This is a genomic window from Herbaspirillum sp. Her2, assembly GCF_057961375.1.
This window is the reverse complement of sequence record NZ_CM176331.1, coordinates 1,704,254-1,726,400: the sequence shown is the minus strand read 5'-3', so window position 1 is coordinate 1,726,400 and position 22,147 is coordinate 1,704,254. Positions and strand designations below refer to the sequence as shown.

The window sequence follows — 22,147 nt, the reverse complement described above, 5'->3', positions numbered from 1 at the left end:
GCATTCACCGGCACGCAGCGCCGTGCCGGCTTGCATCAGTGCATCCGAGTCCAGGCGGGCCGCCATCGCCCCGCCGGTCTTCTCACGCCTCAACCACACAGGGAGCTGCACCATGGATCACAACGACAACACCGAACTCGACCTCCTGAGCGCCAGCGACACCGCCGGCCTGATGGATTGCCTCAAGCGCGGTGCCAGCCGGCGCGACATTCTCAAAATGCTGCTGGCCGGGGGCATGCAAGCCACGCTGGCGGGCGGTCTTGCCACCAGCGCCGCCAGTGCCTACGCCCAGACCCCGCGCCGCGGCGGCAAGCTGCGCGTGGGCGGCGACACGGCATCGGTCAGCGACACGCTCGATCCCGCCAAGCAATCCAACAAGACCGATTACTCGCGCGGCACCATGCTCTACAACGGCCTGACCTCGCTGGATGCCAGCCTCACGCCGCAACCGGCGCTGGCCGAGTCCTTCAGCAGCAAGGATGCCAGGGTGTGGGTGTTCAAGCTGCGCCGGGGCGTGAGCTTCCACGACGGCAAGGCGCTCACGCCGGCCGACGTGGTGTTCTCGCTGATGCGCCACAAGGATCCGGCCACCGCCTCCAAGGCCAAGACCCTGGCCGACCAGATCGAGAGCGTCAAGGAAACCGGCCCCAATGAAGTGACCGTCACGCTGACCGCGCCGAATGCCGACCTGCCGGTCATCGTCGGCACCTTCCACTTCCACATCGTGAAGGCCGGGACCACCGACTTCAGCGCCGGCATCGGTACCGGTCCCTACAAGCTCAAGGAATTCACTCCCGGCATCCGCTCGGTGGTGGTACGCAACGACAATTACTGGAAACCCGGCAAGCCCTACCTGGACGAGATTGAGTTCGTCGGCATCGGCGACGAGAATGCGCGCGTCAACGCCCTGCTCTCGGGCGGACTCGATCTGGTGGCCAACCTCAATCCGCGCTCCATCGAGCGCGTCAAGGGCAGTGCCGGCTTTGCGGTGCTGGAAACGCCATCCGGGGCCTATACCGACCTGATCCTGCGCAAGGATGTGGGCCCCGGCAGCAACCCCGATTTCGTGCTGGCCATGAAGTACCTGATGGACCGTGAGGTCATGCGCAAGAACATTGCGCGCGGCCATGCGGTGCTGGGCAATGACCAGCCGATCGATCCGACCAACCCCTTCTACCTCGCCGGCCTGCCGCAGCGCCAGATGGATCTGGACAAGGCCAAATACCACCTGCAGAAGTCCGGCGTGACCGGCAAGATACCGCTGGTCTGTTCGGCGGCGGCCATGTATTCGGTAGACATCGCCACGGTGCTGCAGCAGACCGCACAGCGCGTCGGACTGGACCTGGAACTCAAGCGCATGCCACCGGAAGGCTACTGGTCCAACCAGTGGCTCAGCAATCCGGTCGGCTTCGGCAACGTCAACCCGCGCCCCAGTGCCGACGTGCTGCTCACCCAGTTCTTCCAGTCACAGGCGGCATGGAACGAGTCGCGCTTCAAGAGCGAGAAGTTCGACCAGCTGCTCACGGCCGCGCGGGCCGAGATCGATGTCGGCAAGCGCAAGCAGATGTATGGAGACATGCAAACCATCATCCATGAGGAAGCCGGGATCGGCATCCCCATGTTCCTCGCCCTGCTGGATGGCTACAGCAGCAAGGTCAAGGGCCTCTCGCCGATTCCGCTGGGCGGCATGATGGGCTACTCCTTTGCCGAGCATGTATGGCTCGATTCATGATTTGATCCATACAAGCTGGAGGGCTTGTCCGACGGCGGCCTGGCTCACTTTTACGCAGTCACTCGCGCTTTTGCCTTAGACTCTGGCACCATCCGATGGCCGGATGCATTGAAGGAGGCATGGCAAGCGATGCGAATACTGCTGGTGGAAGATGACGCCATGATCGGCGAGGAAGTCCGCGCGGCCCTGCGGGAGGCCAGCTACGCGGCGGACTGGGTGCGCGACGGCAACGCCGCGCACGCCGCCCTGGACCAGCAGGACTACGACGCCGTCCTGCTGGATCTGGGCCTGCCTGGTGCTGATGGCTTGTCGGTACTGCGCCAGATGCGCCGGCACGCCACCACGCCAGTCCTGATCCTGACCGCCCGCGATGGCGTGCAGGACCGCATCGACGGACTCGACAGCGGTGCCGACGACTACATCCTCAAGCCTTTTGCCATGGGCGAATTGCTGGCGCGCCTGCGCGCGGTGATGCGGCGCAAGTCGGGGGCGGCTACGGTGGTGCTGGACAATGGCGAACTGTCTCTGGATCTGGCCGACAAGACCGCCCGCTGGCAAGGCCAGGCGCCGGTGACGCTGTCGGCCCGCGAATTCGCCCTGCTGCAGGCACTCATGCATCGCCCTGGCGCGATCCTGTCGCGCAGCGAACTGGAAGAACGGATTTATGGCTGGGGCGAGGAAGTGGAAAGCAATGCGGTCGAATTCCTGATCCATGCATTGCGTAAGAAACTGGATCGTACGGCCATCAGGAATGTGCGTGGCATGGGCTGGATGGTCGCGCGCGGAGCAAGCGCGTCATGACACCCCTGCAACGCTCCCTGCAAGCACGGCTGTCGCTGGCGCTGACGCTGGCCATTCTGCTGGTGGCCCTGGGTGCCGGCGTCTTCGGCTTCCTCAGCGCCTATCGCGATTCGATCCGGCAGCAGGACGACCTGTTGCTGCAGGTCGGCACACTCATCGCCCGCCTCGGCGGTACCCTGCCCGCGGATGGGGCGGAGGGCAGCTATCCCGGGGCCGATCATGAATCGCGCATCAGCGTGCAATGGCTCCCCGAGCCAGGCCAGAGCCTGCCGGCTGCTACCGCCTTGCCGCTGCCGGCAGGCTTGCAGGACGGTTTCCAGACGGCCGTCATGTTTCATGAGAATTTCCGCGTCTATGTCCAGCCGCTTGCTTCCGGCCGCCGCATCGCGCTGGCGCAGGAGACCGATGTGCGCGATGGCATTGCTTCGCGCAGCGCCTGGCGCGCAGTGATTCCCGTCCTGCTTCTGGTACCGGTGCTGCTGCTGGCACTCCGGCATATCATGCGCACGCTGTTCGCGCCGCTGGCACAACTGCGCCGCGAGATCGACCAGCGGCGCGATGACCAGCTCGATCCCTTGGCCACCCAAGGCCTGCCCCTTGAAATCAGCCCCTTCGTCGACGCCATCAATCGCCTGCTGGCGCGTGTACAAGGCGCGATGACGGCACAGCGCCGCTTCGTGGCCGATGCCGCGCACGAATTGCGCACGCCCTTGGCCGCACTCTCGCTGCAGGCAGAAGGACTGCAGCAGAGCGAGCTTTCCGATACCGCCCGCACACGCTTGCAGCGTCTGGAACAAGGACTGGAGCGCGCGCGCATGCTGGTCACCCAATTGCTCGCCCTGGCCCGCGCCCAGAATCAAACGGCATCCTCGGCTCGCACACGGCTGCTGCTGCGCGAGGCCGTGCGGCCGGTGCTGGAGAACCTGCTGCCGCTGGCTCAGCAAAAGGACATCGACCTTGGCGTGGACGGACCGCTGACGGCCGAGGTGGACAGCAATCCGGTAGAACTCGGCTTGCTGCTGGGCAACCTGATCGACAACGCGATCCGCTATACGCCGCCGGGTGGCTGCATCAGCCTGGCGCTGGCCGCAGCGGCTCAGACACCGCCGGGTCGCGTGCGTCTTGAGATCACCGACAATGGTCCCGGCATTCCGGCCAGCGAGCGTGAGCGCGTGTTCCAGCCCTTCCATCGACTCGATCCCGCAGCCGCTCCCGGTGCTGGCCTGGGGCTGGCCATCGTGCAGTCGGTGGCAGCGCGGCTGGATATCATGATCGAGCTGGCGGCAACGGATGAGAAATCACAGACCGGATTGCGCGTGATCCTCGACATTCCTGCGCCGGGCCAGGACTGAGTCAGGTTTGGTCAGCAGTTTCTTGCGCCAGGCTAATGCTGAACTAAGTTTCCTGACTTACCATGCAGGCTCATTTTTCCAATGGGAACCCAGATGAACAAAACCAATAATGCCCTCGGGCAAGGCACCCGCTACCACCCCCTCTACGCCGCGCTGCACTGGCTGATGTTCATCCTGTTCGTGGTGGCGCTGGCCACCATCGAATACCGCGACGACATCCCCAAGGGCGACCCGCTGCGCGACCTGCTGCGCACGGTGCACATGCATGCCGGTCAACTGGTCCTGATCTTCGTCGTGGTGCGCCTGATCGCCCGCAAGCTGCTGGGCGTGCCGCCCGAACTGCCGCTGCCGCGCCTGCAGCAGCTGGGCGCGAGCGCCGTGCACCTGCTGCTGTATGCCGTGATGATCGGCCTGCCCATCACCGGCATCCTGTTCACCCAGGCCGGTGGCCGTGATGTGGTGTTCTTCGGCATGACGCTGCCGGTGATTCTGGCCAAGGACATGGCCGTGCGAGGTCCCATCAAGGAAGTGCATGAATTCATGGGCAATGCGGTGTATTTCCTGGTCGGGCTGCATGTGTTGGGTGCGCTGTGGCACCAGTTGTTTGATCGCATGCCCATCCTGCAGCGCATGTCCTTGCGCTCGCCACGCAAGTAAGCGGATTTGCCACCCGCGCAGCGAATGCTGCGCCGCCTTCGTCGACCACGCCATCCGGACATTTCGGGTGGCGTTTTTTGTTGTGAAAGGCCGGTTTGTGAAATCCATCAAAAACCTGACAGAGGCCGCGCCAGCGGTCTTTGCGGAAGATCAAACGGCTTCCGATCAGCGCATCGATGTGGTCACAGTGCAAGGTTTAAATGGGGCAGGTTTCACTCTCGGAATAACGATCCGGACCCATCATGACAACACTTCACCGCCCCCTTCTTCCCCTGATTTTTCTCTTGCTCGCCACGCTGATGCTCTGGTCACCGCTGGCCAGTGCTGCACCGGCCGTCGCCATGCCGACGAGCGCGGCCAACCTGAGCGACGATCTTCCTTCCGACTTCAGCGACGCGCTCGATGCCACTACCCGCGAGCAAATTCTGCGCGGCCGCTATGTCGCCCGGCTGGGCGACTGTGTGGCCTGCCATACACCGCGGGGTATCGGCATGCAGGAAAAAACCATGAGTGAATCCGGCAGCAATGGCCCGCTGTTCCTCTCCGGCGAGACGGTAGAGAATTGGCGCGCGCTCGACCTTCGCGGCCGCTGGCAGCCCGCGGATGTGGCCGGGCTGCTGCGCACCGGCAGCAATCGCTTCGGTACGGTGGCAGGCAACATGGTCGACGTGGTCCAGCACAGCACGCAATACATGAGCGACGAGGATCTGCTGGCCATCGGCACGTATCTGGCCAGCCTGCCCTCGCCCGCGCGCCAGCGCCCGCCGCAGGCCACCGCCGCACCCGTCGTCGCCGCCATCCCGGCCGACCTCTACCTCTCGCGCGGCGGGCTGGGTTACGTGCAGTTCTGTGCCACCTGTCATCGTAGCGACGGCAACGGGGTGCAGGGGCTGTTCCCGCCGCTGGCGGGCAATCCGACCCTGCAAAGCCATGAGCCCGCCTCGCTGATCCACATCATGCTCACCGGTTGGCGGGCGGCGCGCACCCATGCCCAGCCCAAGGCAATGAGCATGCCGGCGTTTTCCGCGTTGAGCGATGGCGAGATTGCCGAGATTCTCAACTTTGCGCGGACCAGCTGGGGCGGCCGTCAACAGGCGGATATCAGTGAGCGCCAAGTCGCACGGCTGCGTGTCGAACTGGGCGCGCAGCCGGCAAATACGGTGGGGCCGCGCTTCGAAGCGCCGCGCCTGGCTGACATGCTGAAAGAAAAAAATGCCGCACAGCTCATCCTTGGTGCCCGCCTCAATATCGAGACGGGACGCCTGCTGCCGCAGCACGTCGGCAACGGACTGAACTGTGCCAGCTGCCATCTCAATGCGGGCACCGTCGGCGGCGGGTCGCCCTATGTGGGCGTGTCGGCCGCCTTCCCGACTTATGCGGCACGGGCCGGGCGTGTCATCACGCTGGAAGATCGCATCAATGGCTGCTTCCCCCGCTCCATGAATGGCAAGCCACTGCCGCCGGGATCGCAGGACATGCAGGCCATGCTGGCCTACATCGAGTGGATGCGCCGTGACGCGCAGCCCGGTGAAAAAGTACCGGGACGCGGCATCGGCAAGATCGATCAGAAACTCAAGCCCGATCCGGTCAATGGCGAACGCATCTACCACGCCCAGTGTGCCGCCTGCCATGGCGCGCAGGGCGAAGGCATCCGCAGCCCGTCCGGCCAGTGGGTCTACCCGGCGCTGTGGGGCGCGCAGTCCTTCAACATCGGTGCCGGCATGGCGCGCACTTACACCGCTGCGGCCTTCGTCAAACGCAACATGCCGATCGCCCTGCATGACCGTTTCCCGCTAGGCCAAGGCGGCCTGTCGGACCAGGAAGCGGTGGATGTGGCGGAGTTCTTCACGCATCAGCCGCGTCCCGACTTCGCACCCAAGACCAGGGACTGGCCGCGGGACAAGAAACCGGCCGATGCGCGTTACTGAGGTGCCGCCACGCGATCCGGGAAGTGCAGCCGGCAGGCTGCCCCCATGCCATCGCTGCGATTGCTCAGGGTAATGCTGGCGCCATAGCCGTCCAGCACGGCACGCACGATGGCCAGTCCCAGTCCGGCGCCGCTGGTCTGCCCCTGCTGCGAGGCGCGACCGCGATAGAAGCGCTCGAACAGTTGCGGCTGGTCGCCACTGGCGATGCCGGGGCCGCGATCGAGCACTTCCAGCGTGGCCCCGCCCCCCTCGGCAAACACGCGGATCTCCACCGCCGAATCGGGCGCGGAAAATTTGATGGCGTTGTCCAGCAGATTGTTCAACACCAGCAAGGCAGCGCGCTCGCCCACGCTGGCGTGGACCGCCTCCGGTGCGTGCAGCTCAAGCCGGATGCGGCGCGCAGCGGCCGTGCCTTGCCATCTGGCGATGGCCTCGCGCATCACCGCATCCAGCGCAATGCGCTCGGGTTGTCGGCTTTCCTGACCGGCATCGAGGCGCGCCAGCTGCAGCAGCTCCTCGACCATGCTGGTCAGCCCGGCCACTTCCTCCAGGCAGGATTGCAGTGTGGCGACCTGCTCCTGCACCGAACGGGGCCGCCGCAGCGACAGCTCGATCTCGGTGCGCAGGCGCGACAGCGGCGAGCGGATCTCATGGGCGGCATTGGCGGTGAAGTTGCGCTGCAGTTCAAAGGCGCGCTGCAGCCGTGCCAGCATGGAATTGAGGGTGTCCACCAGATGCCCGATCTCGTCATCGCTGCCCGGATGCGCGAGCCGCTCGCCCAGGCTGGCATCGCTGATGCGGCGCGCCTGCGCGGCGATGCGCTCGACCGTGCCGAACAGGCGGCCGGTGAGAATCGCCCCCGCCGCCGCCAGCGCCAGCAGCAGCGCCACGGCCAGGCCGCCGAACAGCAAGGCGGCTGATTCGACGATATGGTCCGCATCGTCCAGCGACCCGGCCACCAGCACCGCAAACCGGCGCTCGCCCAGCTTGACCGGGACCGCCGCCATGCGCAAGGGTTCTTCGCTGGCCTTGGGCAGGGTTTCAAAGACGGTCTGTCCGCCCTCCAGGCGCTTGAGCAGGCCGGCCGAGACCGGCAGGGTTCCCGCACCCAGGTTGTTGCTGCGCGCGAGCACCTTGCCATCGGCATCGATGATCTGTACCAGCCGGTCCAGCCGCACCAGCGAAGGCGGCGCCGTACCGGGGCGCGGTTCGTGGACGTGGATGGCATCGGGCGCACCTTCCGCCAGCAGACCCGCCTCGGTCTCGCCCAATGCCAGCAGCGCCGCATCGAGCTGGCCCAGCACGGATTGCGAGAGCAGCCACCAGCCCGCTGCCGCCGCACACGTCACGATCAGCACTACGGCCAGCATATGCACCAGCAGCAGCCGTTTGCGAAAACCCATGCTCATGGCGCGCCGTCACCGCGCATGCGAAAGCCCTGCCCGCGCAAGGTTTCGATCAGCGCCGGCCGGCCATCGGCTTCGATCTTGCGGCGCAGGTTCTTGATGTGGACGTCCATCAGGTTGTCGATGGCGATCAGGTCGGCATGCCAGACTTCTTCCGCCAGTTGCTGGCGGCTGACCACCTGGCCGCTGTTGCGCACCAGCAGCACCAGTACGGCGTATTCCTTCTGCGTCAGGTCCAGCCGCTGGCCGTCGCGCATCACCTCATGCGCCAGCAGGTCGATGCGCAGATCGGCCAGCTGCAGATGCAGGACCTGCAGCTGGCGCGGACGGCGCAGCAAGGCATGCAGGCGGGCCAGCAATTCCTCGAAGGCGAAGGGCTTGGCCAGGTAATCGTCAACCCCGGCATGCAGGCCCTCGACCTTCTCGCCCAGTGCATCGCGCGCGGTCAGCATGAGGATGGGCCACAGCACCTGCGACTGGCGCACGCGCCGGCACAGCGCCAGACCGTCGATGCCGGGCAGCATGCGGTCGAAGATGGCCACGTCGAAGGGACGATCCAGCAGCGCCAGCGCCTCTTCCGCACTGTGCGCCACCGTCACCGCGAAACCTTCTTCCTGCAAGCCCTGGGCCAGCAGTCGCGCGGCTTTCATGTCGTCTTCCACCAACAGGAGTTGCATACCATTCCATTCACGTGCGTCATCGAGATCGGGATTAAACCATGGGCTGGCGGCCCGTTTCCTGAAGAAACATTCAGAAACCCCGGAAACCAGGCCCCCTATCATAGCGACGTTTTCTGCAGCGCGGCCCACGGCGACGGCCCGGCGGCGCGGCTGCAAGACACAGCGGCGACTTCGCCACGCGGACACCCGTCCCTCCCCCCAACCGCACAGTCCACGGTGCCACCATGAAAACCAGAATCTCCACGCGCAGTGGCGTCCTCGCCCTGCTCGGCGCAGCCGCTTTGCTTGTCATCGCCGTACGCGGCACCCTGCCGCTCATGGCCGGCGAGCTCAAGCCGAATCCGGCCGTCAGTCCCACGCTGACCCACGAAGGCGAGGCCATCGTCGTTCCTGCGGGCTCGGCGCTGCGCAGTACCCTCAAAACCGCCACCATCGAGGCCCGTCCGATGGCCATCCCCTTCAGCCTGCCGGCCGTGGTGGAGGCTGATCCGGCCAAACTGGCCAGGATCCTGCCCCCGACGACCGGGCGCATCGTGCTGCTGCACAAGCGCCTGGGCGATGCGGTCAAGGCCGGCGAAGTCTTGTTCGAAATCGATTCCTCCGACCTGGGCCAGGCCGTCAGCGATGCGCGCAAGGCGCAGGCAGCGGTGCAGCTTGCACGACGCAATCTGGAACGCCAGCGCAGCCTGGACCAGGCCAACATTTCCGCGCGGCGCGACCTGGAACAGGCGCAGAGCGACTATGAGCAGGCCGACAGCGAAGCCGCCCGCGCCCAGGCGCGCGTGGCCGCACTCGGCGGCACAGCCAGCAGCAGCGGTGCCGCGCGGCTGGCGGTGCGCTCGCCCGTGACTGGCCACGTGATCGAACTCAACGCCGCCGCCGGCAGCTTCTGGAACGACGCCACGGCCTCGGTGATGACGGTGGCCGATCTGTCCTCCGTCTACGTCACCGCCAGCGCCCAGGAGAAGGACCTGGCGCGCCTGCGCCCCGGCCAGGATGCCGATCTGACGCTGGACGCCTATCCCGGCCAGGTGCTGCCATCGAGGGTGCAATCGGTGGCCCAGGTACTGGACCCGGATACCCGGACCGTGAAGGTCCGCATGCGCGCCGCCAATCCCGATGAACGGCTCAAGCCGGGCATGTTCGCCCAGGCCACCCTGCACGAGCCGGCCCGGCCCGGTCTGCTGGTGCCCATGACGGCGGTGGTGCAAAGCGGCTTTGCCAATCGCGTCTTCGTGGAAGTGGCCCCGTGGAAATTCGCCGCCCGCAAGGTCAGCCTCGGCGCGCAGATCGGCGATGCGGTCGAAGTGACCGCCGGTCTGGCATCGGGCGACCGCGTCGTCACCCAGGATGGAGTGCTGCTCAATGATTGAACGTCTCGTCAACCTCTGCTTCCAGCGCCGCGGCATCGTCCAGCTGGTGTTCCTGCTGGCCGCCCTGTACGGCTGGTATTGCTGGAACCAGCTGCCGCTGGAAGCCTATCCCGACATCGCCGACGTCACCTCGCAGGTGGTCACCCAGGTCAACGGCCTGGCCGCCGAAGAGGTGGAACAGCAGATCACCATTCCGCTGGAGCGCCAGATCATGGGCACGCCGGGCATGCACGTGATGCGCTCGGAGAGCACCTTTGGCCTCTCGCTCATCACGGTGGTCTTCAATGATGGTGCCGAAGACTACTGGTCGCGCCAGCGCCTGCAGGAGCGCATTGCTGCCGTCAGCCTGCCCTATGGCGCGCAGCCGGGGCTGGATGCGCTGACCTCGCCCATCGGCGAGATCTACCGCTATACCCTGCAATCGAAGACGCGCGACCTGCGTGAACTCTCCGAGCTGCAGTTCTGGAAGGTGATTCCGCGCTTGAAGCAAGTCTCCGGCGTGGTGGATGTGTCCAATTTCGGCGGGCTCACGACGCAGTTCATGCTGCAGCTGGATCCGGCCAAACTGGTCAAGTACAACACCTCGCTGAGCCTGATCAGCCAGGCCATCTCGGCCAACAATGCCAATGCCGGCGGCAGTATCATGAAACGCGGCGAACAGGGCCTGGTCATTCGCGGCGTCGGACTCATCCGCAGCCTGGACGACCTGGGCAATATCGTGGTGTCGCAAAAGAATGGCGTGCCGGTGCTGGTCAAGGATCTGGGCCAGGTGGTGCTGGGCAACCAGGAGCGCCATGGCGTGCTGGGCATCGATGGCCAGTCCGATGCCATCGAAGGCATCACCCTGCTGCTGAAGAACGAGAATCCCTCGCGCGTGATGGAAGGCGTCCATGCGGCCGTGCAGGACCTCAACGAGCACATCCTGCCCAAGGACGTGAAGATCGTGCCCTACATCGACCGCAGCAAGCTGGTGGACGCCACCGTGCATACGGTCGGCAAGACGCTGGTGGAAGGCATGCTGTTGGTGTCGCTGGTGCTGCTGCTGTTCCTGGGCAGTGCGCGCGCAGCGGCCATCGTGGCCATGACCATTCCGCTGTCGCTGCTGACGGCCTTCATCCTGATGCATCATTTCAAGATCCCGGCCAACCTGCTGTCGCTGGGGGCGATTGACTTCGGCATCCTGGTCGATGGTGCCATCGTGCTGGTAGAAAGCGTGCTGCGCCTGCGCGAAGAACGTCCGCAAGGCGAGATTACCGGTGCCGACATCCAGCAGCTGATGCGCCAGCTGGCGCGGCCGATCTTCTTCGGCATGCTGGTCATCATCATTGCCTACCTGCCCCTGTTCGCCTTCCAGCGCATCGAGTACAAGCTGTTCGCGCCGATGGCCTTTGCGGTCGGCTTCGCCCTGCTGGGCGCGCTGCTGGTGGCCTTGCTGCTGACGCCCGGCCTGTCCTGGCTGGCCTATCGCAAGCCGGTGAAGATTTTCCATAACCCGGTGCTGGCCTGGCTGGAGCCGCGTTACCGCCAGGTGCTGGGACGACTGGTCGGCAAATCCCGCTTCGTGCTGGTCGCCACCGCCCTGACCCTGGCCGCCATCGGCGTGCTGGGAGCGACCATCGGGCGCGACTTCCTGCCGTATCTGGATGAGGGCTCGATCTGGCTGCAGGTGCAATTGCCGCCGGGCGTGTCGCTGGACAAGGCCAGCGAGCTGGCCGACCGGCTGCGTGCCGCGACCCGCGAGTTTCCCGAGGTCGAGCACATCGTGACCCAGGTGGGCCGCAATGACGATGGCACCGATCCGTTCACGCCCTCCCACATCGAGGCTGCGGTGACGCTGCATCCCTATTCCGAATGGGCTTCCGGCTGGACCAAGCAGGAACTGATCGCGCACATGGCCGAGCGCTACAAGAAGCTGGCCGGCATCGATGTCGGTTTCACGCAGCCCATGATCGATGGCGTGCTGGACAAGCTTTCCGGCTCGCACAGCGACCTGGCCGTCAAGATCTACGGCAACGACTTCGGCGAGATGCGCGTGCTGGCCACGGCCGTGCAAGGCGTGCTGCAGGACGTGCCGGGCGCGGCCGACGTGGTCATCGACCAGGAGCCGCGCCTGCCCCAGGTGCGCGTGAATGTGGACCGTGCTGCCGCCGCCCGGCTGGGCATCAACGTGGCCGACATCATGGCGCTGATCCAGACCGGCATCGGCGGCAGTCCGGTGACCCAGGTCTTCATCGAGGAACGCAGCTACAACGTGGCCGCCGTCTTCAATGGCCGCGCCCGCTCCACGCCCGAGGCGCTGGGCAACCTGACGCTGGTGGCCGCCAACGGCGCGCACATCGCACTGGCGCAGGTGGCGCACATCAGCATGGAAGATGGCGAGACCACCATCACCCGCGAGATGAACCGCCGCCACCTGACGGTGCGCCTGAACCTGCGCGGCCGCGACCTGGCCTCCTTCCTGGAGGACGCCAAGGCACGCATCGCGCAGCAGGTGCAGTACGACCACGGCCGCTACCAGATCGCCTGGGGGGGCCAGTTCGAGAACCAGCAACGCGCCCAGGCGCGCCTGGCGCTGATCCTGCCGATGGCGCTGGCCCTGATGTTCGTGCTGCTGTTTGCCGAGTTCAAGAACCTGCGCCAGCCTGCGCTCATTCTGCTGTGCGTTCCGCTGGCCACGCTGGGCGGACTGGTGGCGCTGCATCTGCGCGGCATGACGCTCAACGTGTCCTCGGCGGTGGGCTTCATTGCCCTGTTCGGGGTGGCCGTGCTCAACGCCATCATCATGATGTCGAACCTGAATCGCTGGGTTGCCCGGTCCGGCCTGCCGTTGCGCGAAGCCGTCATCAGCGCTGCGCTCGAACGCATGCGGCCAGTGCTCGTGACCGCTACGGTTGCCGCGCTCGGCCTGGTCCCGGCCGCCATTGCCCACGGCCTGGGCAGCGACGTGCAGCGGCCGCTGGCCACGGTAGTGGTGGGCGGCCTGATGAGTGCCACCCTGCTGACCCTGGTCTTGCTGCCCGCCTTGTACTACCTGGTCGAATCGAAGCTGGCGCGGCCTGCGCAAGCGCCTTCCGATGACCCTGCCAACGCCCGATGAGGATGACTTCACCATGTTCCTGACTCCTGTCACTCCCCGCCTGCTGCGCTGGCCCTGCCTGGCCTGCAGCACCGCGCTCGCGCTGACCCTCGGCGGCTGCGCCGTCGGTCATGACTTCAAACAACCCGCTGCTCCGACGGTCAGCAGCTACACCGCCGAGAAGGTGGAAACCACAGCGTCTCTCGATGGCCAGCATTTCGTGGCCGGGCAGGATGTGCAGGCGCAGTGGTGGAAGGTCTTTGGCTCGCCGGCGCTGGATGCGCTGGTCGACCAGGCCCTGGCCCACAACGCCGACCTGGAAGCGGCGCAGGCCGCCCTGCGCGCGGCGCGCGAGTCCGCCGCAGCCCAGGGCGGCGGGCTCTGGCCCAGCGTGGACCTGCATTTCATGCCCACGCGCCAGAAGGTCGCCGATACCCTGGCCAGTCCGCTGGCCGACAACAGCTACATCTACAACCTGCACATCGCCCAGCTCAATATCGCCTATGCCCCGGACATCTTCGGCGGAACACGCCGCCAGATCGAGGCGGGCCGGGCGCAGGCCGAGGTGCAGCGCTTCCAGCGCAATGCCACCTACCTGACGCTGGTCTCCAATGTGGTGCTGGCCGTGGTCAACGAAGCGGCGCTGCGTGAGCAGTTGCAGGCCGCTGAACAGGCCGCCACACTGGCTGCACGGCAGCTGGAACTGGTGCGCCAGCAACGCGCGCTGGGGGCGCTGGGACTGGCTGACGTGGCCGCCCAGGAAAGCCAGCTGGCGCAGGCCCAGGCGGCCTTGCCGGCCCTGCGCAAGCAACTGGCCCAGCAGCGCGACCAGATCGCCGTGCTGGCGGGACGCTTCCCCGGGGAAGGCGGCAGCCCGCAACTGCCGCTGTCGGCCCTGACTTTGCCAGCCGAACTGCCGCTGAGCCTGCCGTCCACGCTGGTCCAGCAACGCCCCGACGTGCGCGCCGCGCAGGCGCAACTGCAGGCGGCCTCGGCTCAGGTCGGCGTGGCCATTGCGAACCGGCTGCCCAGCTTCAACATCACCGGCACCATCGGCAGCTCGGCGCAGGAGTTCTCCAAACTGTTCACCTCGGGACCCGGCTTCTGGACCTTGGGGCTGGACCTGGCCACGCCCCTCTTCCATGGCGGCAGTCTGCAGCATCAGCAGCGCGCGGCCGAGGCCGGGCTGGATCAGGCCGGCGCGCAGTACCGCAGTGTGGTGCTGGGCGCGTTCCAGAACGTGGCCGACACCTTGCATGCCATTGCTGCCGACGCCGACGGGCTGGCAGCTGCCACACGCGCCGAGAGCGCGGCCCAGCGCAGCTTCGATGCCGCGCAGGCGCAATGGAAGGCCGGCATCGCGGGCTATCCGCAGGTCCTGCTGGCACAGCAGAACCTGCTGACGGCCAGCCAGTCGCGGCTGCAGGCGCAAGCCGCGCGCCTGGCCGATACCGTGGCGCTGTTCCAGGCACTGGGCGGCGGCTGGTGGCATCAGGACCTGTAACAGCGCACACCACGACAATCTCACGGAGGGCGCGGCCGGCATGCCGCCGCTCTCCGTCATCCGGAGACCCCATCATGAAACTGCCCCCGACCTCTTTGCTCTTGCTGCTGAGCGCGCTGGCCCTGACGGCCTGTGCCTGGACGCCATCATCTCCGGCCCACCGAGCCAGCAACACGCCCGGTGTGGTGGAAGGCTTCATCGATCCGGACACGCCGGCCGACCAGTTGCCACCCTGCGTGGCAAAACAACTGGCCAAGCTGCGTGGCGGCACGCGCTTTGCCGCCATCGGCTATCGCCATTGGGCCAGCCATTTCCATGGCACCGCCTACACCGCGCTGGCCGACGGCACCGCTTTGCAACTGCATCAGAAGGTGCTGATTGTTCCCGGAGACTGCAATCGCGGCGAGCTGGCGCAACTACTGGAACCGACCTGGATTCCCGTCATGAACAACGCCACCCCGTAATGCTCAGAACCAGTGATTGGCCTGCTTGAGATCGCTGCGCAGCTCGCGGAAGCAGTGATCGGTCCAGTGGCTGCGGCTGACCTCATTGCGGCGCATGAGAACGATCTTGCGTTTCAGGGTCGGCTGCCGCAGCGGGGCCACGTGCAGGCTGTCATCGCGCAGATACGTGGTGTAGAGGCTGGGCATGATGCCGATGGCAATGCCCGAGCGCACCACGCCGTAGAGTGATTCGCTGTGCACGACCTGATAGCGCCGCGAGGACGCCAGCCCGTGCTGCATCAGCGCTGCGGAAGCAAATTCCCATACGCTGCCCTGCGTGAACAGCACGATCTCTTCCCCCGCCATCTGCCGCCACTGCACTTCCTTGGCCCCCGACAGCGGATGGCGGCGCGAGACGATCAGCACCAGCTCATCTTCGAACAGGGTCACCGTCTCCAGCGTCTGCGAGGACAGCGAATCGGGCGGCTTGATGCCCACGCAGAAATCCAGCTTGCCCGAATGCAGCGCGTCCAGCAGGGCATCGTTGGGCATGTCCTGTAGCAGAATTTCCACATGTTCGTCATGCGCCTGGTTGTAGCGCGCGATCACCGCCGCCGTCAGCGTCACCGCCGAGGGAATCGCCCCGACCCGGATGCGATGGCGACCGGTGCCGATGGCGTGCTCGATGTCGTCGAAGATGTTGCTGGCCGTATTGAGGAGATGGCGGGCGTATTCCAGCACCACGCTGCCCTGCGCGGTCAGGCTGATCTGATGCGTGGTGCGGTCGAAAAGCCGCGTGCCGAGCTGGTTCTCGAGCTGCTTGATGGAAGCCGACAGCGCCGGCTGGGTCACCGCCAGGGCATCCGCAGCGCGGCTGAAGCTGTTGGTGTCAGCCAGGGTGACCAGCGCCTGCAGATGGCGCAGGGTGACTTTCTGATTCAGTTTGATCATGGCAAGCCCGCAAAACAAGTTGGCAATCCCCCAGTCCATGCAGAATCAGCTGACGGGAAACGCGGCATCGTTATAAATTGAATTTATGAAATTATAAATATAAACAAATTATATTATTTAACGTCTTGTCCTATCCTCCACACCGTTCGCAGCGAATTCCAACAATGAACGGTCGCAAGGCCATCTTCAATACCACAGGGGCAGGCATGAAAAAACACTGGATGATAGGCGCGCTGGCCATTCCGGCAGCGCTGGCAGGCGCACAGGCACAGGCGCAGAGCAAGGTCGAGATCTACGGTCTCATCTCGGGCGGCGTCGGTTATCTCACCAACCAGGGCGGTCCGCACAACTTCGAGGCGCTCTCGGGCACCAACCAGAATCCGCGCATCGGCTTCCGCGGCCAGGAAGACCTGGGCGGCGGCACTCGCGCCATCTTCACGCTGGAAAACGGCTTCAACATGATGACCGGCGCGGCCTCGCAGAGCGGCCGCCTGTTCGGCCGCCAGTCCTGGGTCGGCCTGGCCTCCAACAGCATGGGTACCGTGACCCTGGGCCGCCAGTACGAAGCGGTCAAGGACTACCTGGGTCCGGTGGTCATCGCCAGCAACGGCGTGCACATCGGCGACAACGACAACGGCTACAACAACCTGCGCGTGCAGAACTCGGTCAAGTATGTCAGCCCGATGTTCAACGATTTCAACGTCACTGCCTTGTATGGATTTGGCGAAGCCGCCGGTGATGCATCGGTCAACCGCGTCATGAGCATCGGCTCCGGCTACAAGGGCGGCAACTTCCGCTGGGCCGTGGCCTTCACCCAGATGGACCAGCCCAACAGCACCAAGAGCCCCGATGGCGCCATGGGCAACGACTACGCCAGCTCGCTGCTGATCTTCAACAAGAGCGCGGTCAACAGCTCGGCCGGCGTACGCCGCCAGCGCATCGCCGGTACCGGCGGTTTCTATACCGTCGGCAAGACCGACTTCGGTGCCATGTACAGCAACGTCAAGTACGAATACCTGGACAACACCAGGCTGACGCTGCAGAACTTCGACATCAACCTGGTGCACCACTACACGCCGGCCCTGAACCTGGGCGCGTCCTACTTCTATACCACCGGCAAGTACGACACCATCAACAAGAACCCGAAGTGGCATCAGATCAACCTGCAGGCGGATTACTTCCTGTCCAAGCGCACCGACGTGGCCATTACCTACAGCTACCAGCTGGCGGCAGGTGATGCGACCAAGGCCACCATCTTCGGTTTCCCCTCGTCCAGCGACAAGAAACAGGCCGTGCTGATGCTGGGCATGCGTCACGTGTTCTAAGTTTCATCTGCTCTCCCCCGGCCTGGCCAGTGGCTCCCGCGCTGGCCGGGCCTACAATATGCAGTCTTTTTACCGGTATCAAGGATCGCCATGTTCAAGCCCGCTCGTTGCTCTCGTCCCCTCGCCGCCCTGGCCATGACCGGCCTCGGCCTGTCCCTGCTGGCGGCCCCGGCCCACGCGGAAAAGCGCACGCTGGTGCTGTCGGCGTATCCGATTTCCCAGCCGCTGTTCAACAAGCTGGTCTATGCGCCCTTCAAGGAAAAATGCGGCTGCGAAATCGTGGTGGAAACCGGCAACAATGCCGACCGCATCGCCAAGCTCGACGCCCGCCGCAACAATCCGGTGGTGGACCTGGTGCTGCTGTCGGACTTCGGCATGCTCGAAGCGGCGCGCAAGGGCCTGGTGCAGCCGCTGGACTATGCCATGCTGAAGAATTACAGCCAGATCTATCCCTTCGCCCGCAATCCCATCGGCGGCAATTACGCGGTCGGCTACACCATCTATTCGGTCGGCCTGGTCTACCGCAGCGACAAGACGCGCGCCCCGCAATCCTGGAAAGACCTGTGGAGTCCCGAACTGAAGGGCCGCCTGGCGCTGCCCGACGTGAGCACCACGCAAGGCCCGTTGGCCCTGCAGATGGCTGACCTGGCCTGGGGTGGCAAGGGCGGCGACTATGCCGCCGGCATGCAGAAGATCCTCTCGATCAAGAACAACGTGGTGACCTTCACCAAGAACAGCGCGCAGTTGTCGTCGCTGTTCGCCCAGGACGAGATCTGGGTGGCACCGGTAGCACGCTTCACCTGGTCGCAACTGATGAAGACCGGCATGCCGCTGAAATGGGCCATCCCCGCCGAGGGCCAGGCCGCCGGCATGAACGTGATGGGCATCGTCGCCAAATCGAAGAATGCCGACCTGGCCTACCAGCTGATGGACTTCTGGCTCTCCAAGGAGGTGCAGACGGCCCTGGCCATGGAACTGGTGGATTCGCCGGTCAATACCCAAGTCGTGCTGCCCAAGGACAAGGCCGAATTCAATACCTATGGCGGTGAACACATTGCCTCGCTCAAGTTCGTCAAGCCGGAAGACCTGCTGAAGTACCGCTCGGGCTGGCTGGAACAGTGGAACAAGGGCATCAGCAAATAAGCGAAATCCTTCATGTCGTGGCGACGCCTGCCGGGTGCAGTGCGCCGCCCTTTTCTTTCCGGACCCCGTTAGCGCCCCATGCTCGCCTCTTCCAAATCACGCCTCGGACTGATGCTGGTCACGCCTGCGCTGATCTTCACATCGGTCTGTTTCCTGCTGCCGGTGGCGGCTTTGCTGCTGGATGCCTTCCGCATCGGCGGACCCGACAGCCTCGATGGCGGCCCGCTGCAATGGAGCCTGGCCCGCTTCGCCGATTTCTTTGCCGAGCCGCTGCACCTGCAGGTGCTGTGGCGCACCCTGCGCATTGCCGCCCTGGTGACGCTCTGTTCGGCCCTGCTCTGCTATCCCGCCGCCCAGGCCATCGTGCGCGTGCATGCGCGCTGGCGCGGGCTGGTGCTGGGCATGATGATCCTGCCGCTGATGGTCTCGCCCATTGCGCGCACCTATGCCTGGATCGTGCTGTTCGGACGCAATGGCGCGGTCAACGCGGTGCTGTTGCATCTCGGGCTGACCGATGAGCCGCAACGCCTGCTCTTCACCGAGATGGCGGTCTTCGTGGGCCTGCTGCAATTGCTGTTGCCGCTGATGCTGATGTCGCTGGTCAGCGCCATGGAAAACATTTCCGCCGACCTGGCGCTGGCTGCCTCCACGCTGGGCGCCAATGCCTGGCAGGTGTTCACCCGCGTGACCCTGCCGCTGACGCAGGAAGGCTTGATCGTCGGCGGCACCCTGGTCTTTACCGGCAGCGTCACCGCCTACGTCACTCCGGCCCTGCTGGGCGGGCCCAAGGTCCTGATGCTGGAAACCCTGCTTTACCAGAAGGTCAGCGTGGAAAGTGATTTCGGCACCGCCAACGTGATTGCGGTGATCCTGGTGGCGATGACGCTGGCCGTCAACGCCGGTCTCAAACGCATTGCCGCTCCCCGGAGGACGACATGAAACAAGGACTCTTCCCGCGCGTGGTGCTGTGGGCCGTGATGCTGTTCCTGCTGGGCCCCTTCATCATCGTCTTCCTGGCCGGGTTCAGCGGCGGCGAAACGCTGGCCTTCCCGCCGCCTTCGTATTCCCTGCGCTGGATCGTCTCGGTGCTGCAGGCCGATGAATTCCGCCAGGCCTTCGGCACCAGCCTGCAGATCGGCTTGCTGGCGACCGTGATCGCGCTGCTGCTGGGCGTGCCGGTGGCTTATGCGATGTCGCGCATGCCGCCGCCGGGCATGGCGGTGATCAAGCAGGTGCTGACTTCGCCGCTGATCATCCCGGCCATGCTGGTCGGTCTGGGCCTGTTGCGCCACTTCGTGCTGCTGGTCGATGCGCCGGTGTTCCTGGGCCTGCTGATCGGCCACGTCGGGCTGCTCACGCCCTATGCGGTGCGGGTGGTCTATTCCAGCTTGGCCAACCTGCGGGTCGATATCGAGGAAGCCGCCATCACGCTGGGGGCCACGCGCCTCCAGACCTTCCGGCTGGTGGTGCTGCCCAATATCCGGGGCGCGGTGATTGCGGCCTTCTTCCTGGCCTTCGTGACCTCCTTCAACCAGGTGCCGGTGTCGCTGTTCCTCACCGGCCCGGGCATCAGCACCCTGCCCATCGAGATGCTGGGCCACATGGAAAACAGTTTCGATCCCTCCATTGCGGCGCTGTCCACGCTGCTGGTGCTGTTCACCATGGCCTTCGTGCTGGTCACCGAGAAGGTGCTGGGCATTTCCAAATACATGTGATGTGAGAATCTGATGAGTTACCTGAATCTGCAGCAAGTGGCGCTCGGCTACGGCAACGCCAGGACCGCCGTGGAAGGCCTGGACCTGGCCGTGCAACGTGGCGAACTGATTTCGCTGCTGGGCCCCAGCGGCTGCGGCAAGACCACCACCATGCGCGCCATCGCCGGCCTGATCGACCTGCGCGCCGGGCGCATCACGCTCGATGGCCGCGACATCAGCCGCCTGCCGCCCAACAAGCGCGACATCGGTCTGGTGTTCCAGTCCTATGCACTGTTCCCGCACCTGAACGTGTTCGACAACGTGGCCTTCGGCCTGCGTCTGCGCAAGGTGCCGGCCGCCGAACTGCGTCAGCGCGTTGAGAAGGTCATCGCAGCGGTCGGCCTCGCCGGTTTTGAGGCGCGCTTGCCGGCGCAGATGTCGGGCGGCCAGCAACAGCGGGTGGCGCTGGCGCGCGCCATCGTGATCGAGCCCAAGCTGCTGTTGCTGGATGAACCGCTGTCCAACCTCGATGCCAAGCTGCGCGTGCAGATGCGCGCCGAGCTGCGCCGCATCCAGCGCGAACTGGGCATCACCATGCTCTACGTCACGCACGATCAGGATGAGGCGCTGGCCATGTCGGACCGTATCGTGGTCATGAACAGCGGCAAGATCGAGCAGCTCGATACACCCGAGCAGCTCTTCAATGCGCCACGCACGCGTTTCGTGGCCAACTTCATGGGCTTCGAGAACCTGTTCGATTATCGCGACGGCCAGTTGCACGGCGCGGCGGGACAATTGCCGCTCTCCGGCCTGCCCGCCAACACCGCCTGCGCCGGCTGGCGAGTACAGCAGGTGCAGGTCGGCAGCGGCCCCTACGAAGGTCGCGTTCTTTCGCGCGGCTTCCTCGGCGAGCATGTCGAATACCTGCTGCAGACCGCCCTGGGCGAGGTACGCGGCATGGCCCCGGCGGCGCAGGCATCGGCACGTGAAGGCGACACCGTCCGCTTCGACCTGCCGGCGCAGGACGCGCTGGCGCTGGCCGCCTGAGCCTTTCCCCTGGACCCTTGAAGAAGAAGACAAACATGCACAAGATCTGGCTCGATACCGACCCCGGCTTTGACGACTGGCTGGCCATGCTGATGCTGTCGGCCAACCTCGAAGTGAACTGGCTGGGCGTCTCCGTGGTGGCAGGCAATGCCCCGCTGGTCACCACCTACGACAATGCGCTGCGGATCAAGCAGCATTACCAGCTCGACGTGCCCGTCTATGCGGGCTGCGAGCGACCACTCGCCGGCGCCGTGGAAACCGCGCAAGCCATCCTCGGTGAATCCGGCATGGCCACCACCGGCGATGCCCTGCCCCAGGTTGACATCGCCGACCTCGAAGCACGCCAGTCGCGGCAACTGCAACGCGACCCGCTGCCGCATGCGGTGGATGCCATGATCGAGGCGATCCGCCTGCATGCGGGCGAGATCACGCTCATGTGCATCGCCCCGCTGACCAATGTGGCCGTGGCCCTGCAGCGTGCGCCCGAGATCGCGGGCATGGTCAAGGAAATCATTCTCATGGGCGGCTCGGCCGACCAGGGCAATCACACCGCTGCCGCTGAATTCAATATCTATGCCGATCCGGAAGCGGCCGATGTGGTGTTCCGCTCCGGCATCCCGCTGCGCATGTTCGGCCTGAACCTGTGTCGCCAGCTGCTGGTGACCGCCGCTGAAGTGCAGCAGGTCCGCGCCTTGGGCACGCCGCGCGCGAAGTGGCTGGCGGGCTACTTCGATGCCTACCTGCGCATCCGCAGTCCCGAAGGATCGGTGCCGATGCCGATGTATGACCCGGCGGTGGCCATCTGGCTCAAGCGTCCGGAATTGTTCAGCTTCCAGCCGGCACGGGTGGACATCGAATTGCAGGGCCGTCTCACGCGTGGCATGACCGTCTGCGAATTCCGCGTGCCGCGCCGCGCCCCGGCCAACACCGAGGTCGCCATGACGGTCGATGGCCCGCGCGCCATGCAATGCATGATGCAGGAATTGCTGGGCAGCCTCTCCTGAAGATGGCGCCCTCCCAGCACACCGGCCCCGG

Annotated in this window: 18 protein-coding genes; 15 read left to right on the top strand and 3 right to left on the bottom strand. The window is 65.3% G+C overall.

Going from position 1 to position 22,147, the window contains the following annotated elements; translation table 11 throughout:
* Positions 1 to 112: 112 nt before the first annotated feature.
* The 5 genes from ACWHXP_RS07845 (at position 113) to ACWHXP_RS07825 (ending at position 6,470) form a co-directional block, all read left to right on the top strand.
* The gene (locus ACWHXP_RS07845; RefSeq protein ID WP_489634086.1) at positions 113 to 1,732 is read left to right on the top strand and encodes an ABC transporter substrate-binding protein; all 1,620 of its coding nucleotides are present in this window, start codon (positions 113 to 115) and stop codon (positions 1,730 to 1,732) included.
* Positions 1,733 to 1,861: 129 nt separating this feature from the next.
* On the top strand, positions 1,862 to 2,533 hold the full coding sequence (locus tag ACWHXP_RS07840; RefSeq protein ID WP_311433750.1) for a response regulator transcription factor: 672 nt from the start codon (positions 1,862 to 1,864) through the stop codon (positions 2,531 to 2,533).
* Positions 2,530 to 3,885 (top strand): sensor histidine kinase, encoded by a 1,356-nt coding sequence (locus tag ACWHXP_RS07835; protein ID WP_489634087.1) that lies wholly within the window; start codon positions 2,530 to 2,532, stop codon positions 3,883 to 3,885. The genes ACWHXP_RS07840 and ACWHXP_RS07835 overlap by 4 nt, the downstream gene beginning before the upstream one ends.
* Positions 3,886 to 3,978: 93 nt before the next feature.
* Positions 3,979 to 4,542 carry a cytochrome b gene (locus ACWHXP_RS07830; protein ID WP_134222444.1) on the top strand — a complete coding sequence of 188 codons (564 nt, stop codon included), beginning with the start codon at positions 3,979 to 3,981 and terminating at the stop codon, positions 4,540 to 4,542.
* Between the two features lie 242 nt (positions 4,543 to 4,784).
* Positions 4,785 to 6,470, top strand: a complete 1,686-nt coding sequence (locus tag ACWHXP_RS07825) for a c-type cytochrome (protein ID WP_489634088.1) — start codon at positions 4,785 to 4,787, stop codon at positions 6,468 to 6,470.
* Here ACWHXP_RS07825 and ACWHXP_RS07820 read toward each other — a convergent pair.
* Both ACWHXP_RS07820 and ACWHXP_RS07815 read right to left on the bottom strand, forming a co-directional pair.
* Entirely contained in the window at positions 6,464 to 7,873 is a 1,410-nt protein-coding gene (locus ACWHXP_RS07820) for a sensor histidine kinase (protein ID WP_489635866.1), read from the bottom strand. The two genes, ACWHXP_RS07825 and ACWHXP_RS07820, sit on opposite strands and share 7 nt — an antisense overlap.
* 2 nt (positions 7,874 to 7,875) lie before the next feature.
* A complete protein-coding gene (locus ACWHXP_RS07815) occupies positions 7,876 to 8,553 on the bottom strand; it encodes a response regulator transcription factor (RefSeq protein WP_204726415.1) in 678 nt (225 codons plus the stop codon).
* A 227-nt stretch (positions 8,554 to 8,780) separates the two neighbouring features.
* Here ACWHXP_RS07815 and ACWHXP_RS07810 point away from each other — a divergent pair, with 227 nt between their 5' ends.
* The 4 genes from ACWHXP_RS07810 (at position 8,781) to ACWHXP_RS07795 (ending at position 14,973) form a co-directional block, all read left to right on the top strand.
* Positions 8,781 to 9,929: an efflux RND transporter periplasmic adaptor subunit gene (locus ACWHXP_RS07810; RefSeq protein WP_489634089.1), complete on the top strand. Its 1,149-nt coding sequence runs from the start codon at positions 8,781 to 8,783 to the stop codon at positions 9,927 to 9,929.
* Complete coding sequence (locus ACWHXP_RS07805; RefSeq protein ID WP_489634090.1) at positions 9,922 to 13,026, top strand: efflux RND transporter permease subunit; 3,105 nt, start codon at positions 9,922 to 9,924, stop codon at positions 13,024 to 13,026. The genes ACWHXP_RS07810 and ACWHXP_RS07805 overlap by 8 nt, the downstream gene beginning before the upstream one ends.
* A complete protein-coding gene (locus tag ACWHXP_RS07800; RefSeq protein ID WP_489634091.1) occupies positions 13,004 to 14,509 on the top strand; it encodes an efflux transporter outer membrane subunit in 1,506 nt (501 codons plus the stop codon). Before ACWHXP_RS07805 ends, ACWHXP_RS07800 begins: the two co-directional genes overlap by 23 nt.
* A gap of 74 nt (positions 14,510 to 14,583) precedes the next feature.
* Entirely contained in the window at positions 14,584 to 14,973 is a 390-nt protein-coding gene (locus ACWHXP_RS07795) for a hypothetical protein (protein ID WP_489634092.1), read from the top strand.
* 3 nt (positions 14,974 to 14,976) lie between these two features.
* Here ACWHXP_RS07795 and ACWHXP_RS07790 read toward each other — a convergent pair whose 3' ends face one another.
* Complete coding sequence (locus tag ACWHXP_RS07790) at positions 14,977 to 15,903, bottom strand: LysR family transcriptional regulator (RefSeq protein WP_034330341.1); 927 nt, start codon at positions 15,901 to 15,903, stop codon at positions 14,977 to 14,979.
* Positions 15,904 to 16,109: 206 nt separating this feature from the next.
* Here ACWHXP_RS07790 and ACWHXP_RS07785 point away from each other — a divergent pair, with 206 nt between their 5' ends.
* The 6 genes from ACWHXP_RS07785 (at position 16,110) to ACWHXP_RS07760 (ending at position 22,116) form a co-directional block, all read left to right on the top strand.
* On the top strand, positions 16,110 to 17,228 hold the full coding sequence (locus ACWHXP_RS07785; protein ID WP_209569751.1) for a porin: 1,119 nt from the start codon (positions 16,110 to 16,112) through the stop codon (positions 17,226 to 17,228).
* 90 nt (positions 17,229 to 17,318) lie between these two features.
* The gene (locus ACWHXP_RS07780) at positions 17,319 to 18,371 is read left to right on the top strand and encodes an ABC transporter substrate-binding protein (RefSeq protein ID WP_489634093.1); all 1,053 of its coding nucleotides are present in this window, start codon (positions 17,319 to 17,321) and stop codon (positions 18,369 to 18,371) included.
* 78 nt (positions 18,372 to 18,449) lie between these two features.
* A complete protein-coding gene (locus tag ACWHXP_RS07775; protein WP_209569748.1) occupies positions 18,450 to 19,310 on the top strand; it encodes an ABC transporter permease in 861 nt (286 codons plus the stop codon).
* Complete coding sequence (locus ACWHXP_RS07770; RefSeq protein WP_121045541.1) at positions 19,307 to 20,086, top strand: ABC transporter permease; 780 nt, start codon at positions 19,307 to 19,309, stop codon at positions 20,084 to 20,086. The genes ACWHXP_RS07775 and ACWHXP_RS07770 overlap by 4 nt, the downstream gene beginning before the upstream one ends.
* 12 nt (positions 20,087 to 20,098) lie before the next feature.
* Positions 20,099 to 21,112, top strand: a complete 1,014-nt coding sequence (locus ACWHXP_RS07765) for an ABC transporter ATP-binding protein (RefSeq protein WP_438602546.1) — start codon at positions 20,099 to 20,101, stop codon at positions 21,110 to 21,112.
* A gap of 35 nt (positions 21,113 to 21,147) precedes the next feature.
* The gene (locus ACWHXP_RS07760) at positions 21,148 to 22,116 is read left to right on the top strand and encodes a nucleoside hydrolase (protein WP_489634094.1); all 969 of its coding nucleotides are present in this window, start codon (positions 21,148 to 21,150) and stop codon (positions 22,114 to 22,116) included.
* Positions 22,117 to 22,147: the final 31 nt, after the last annotated feature.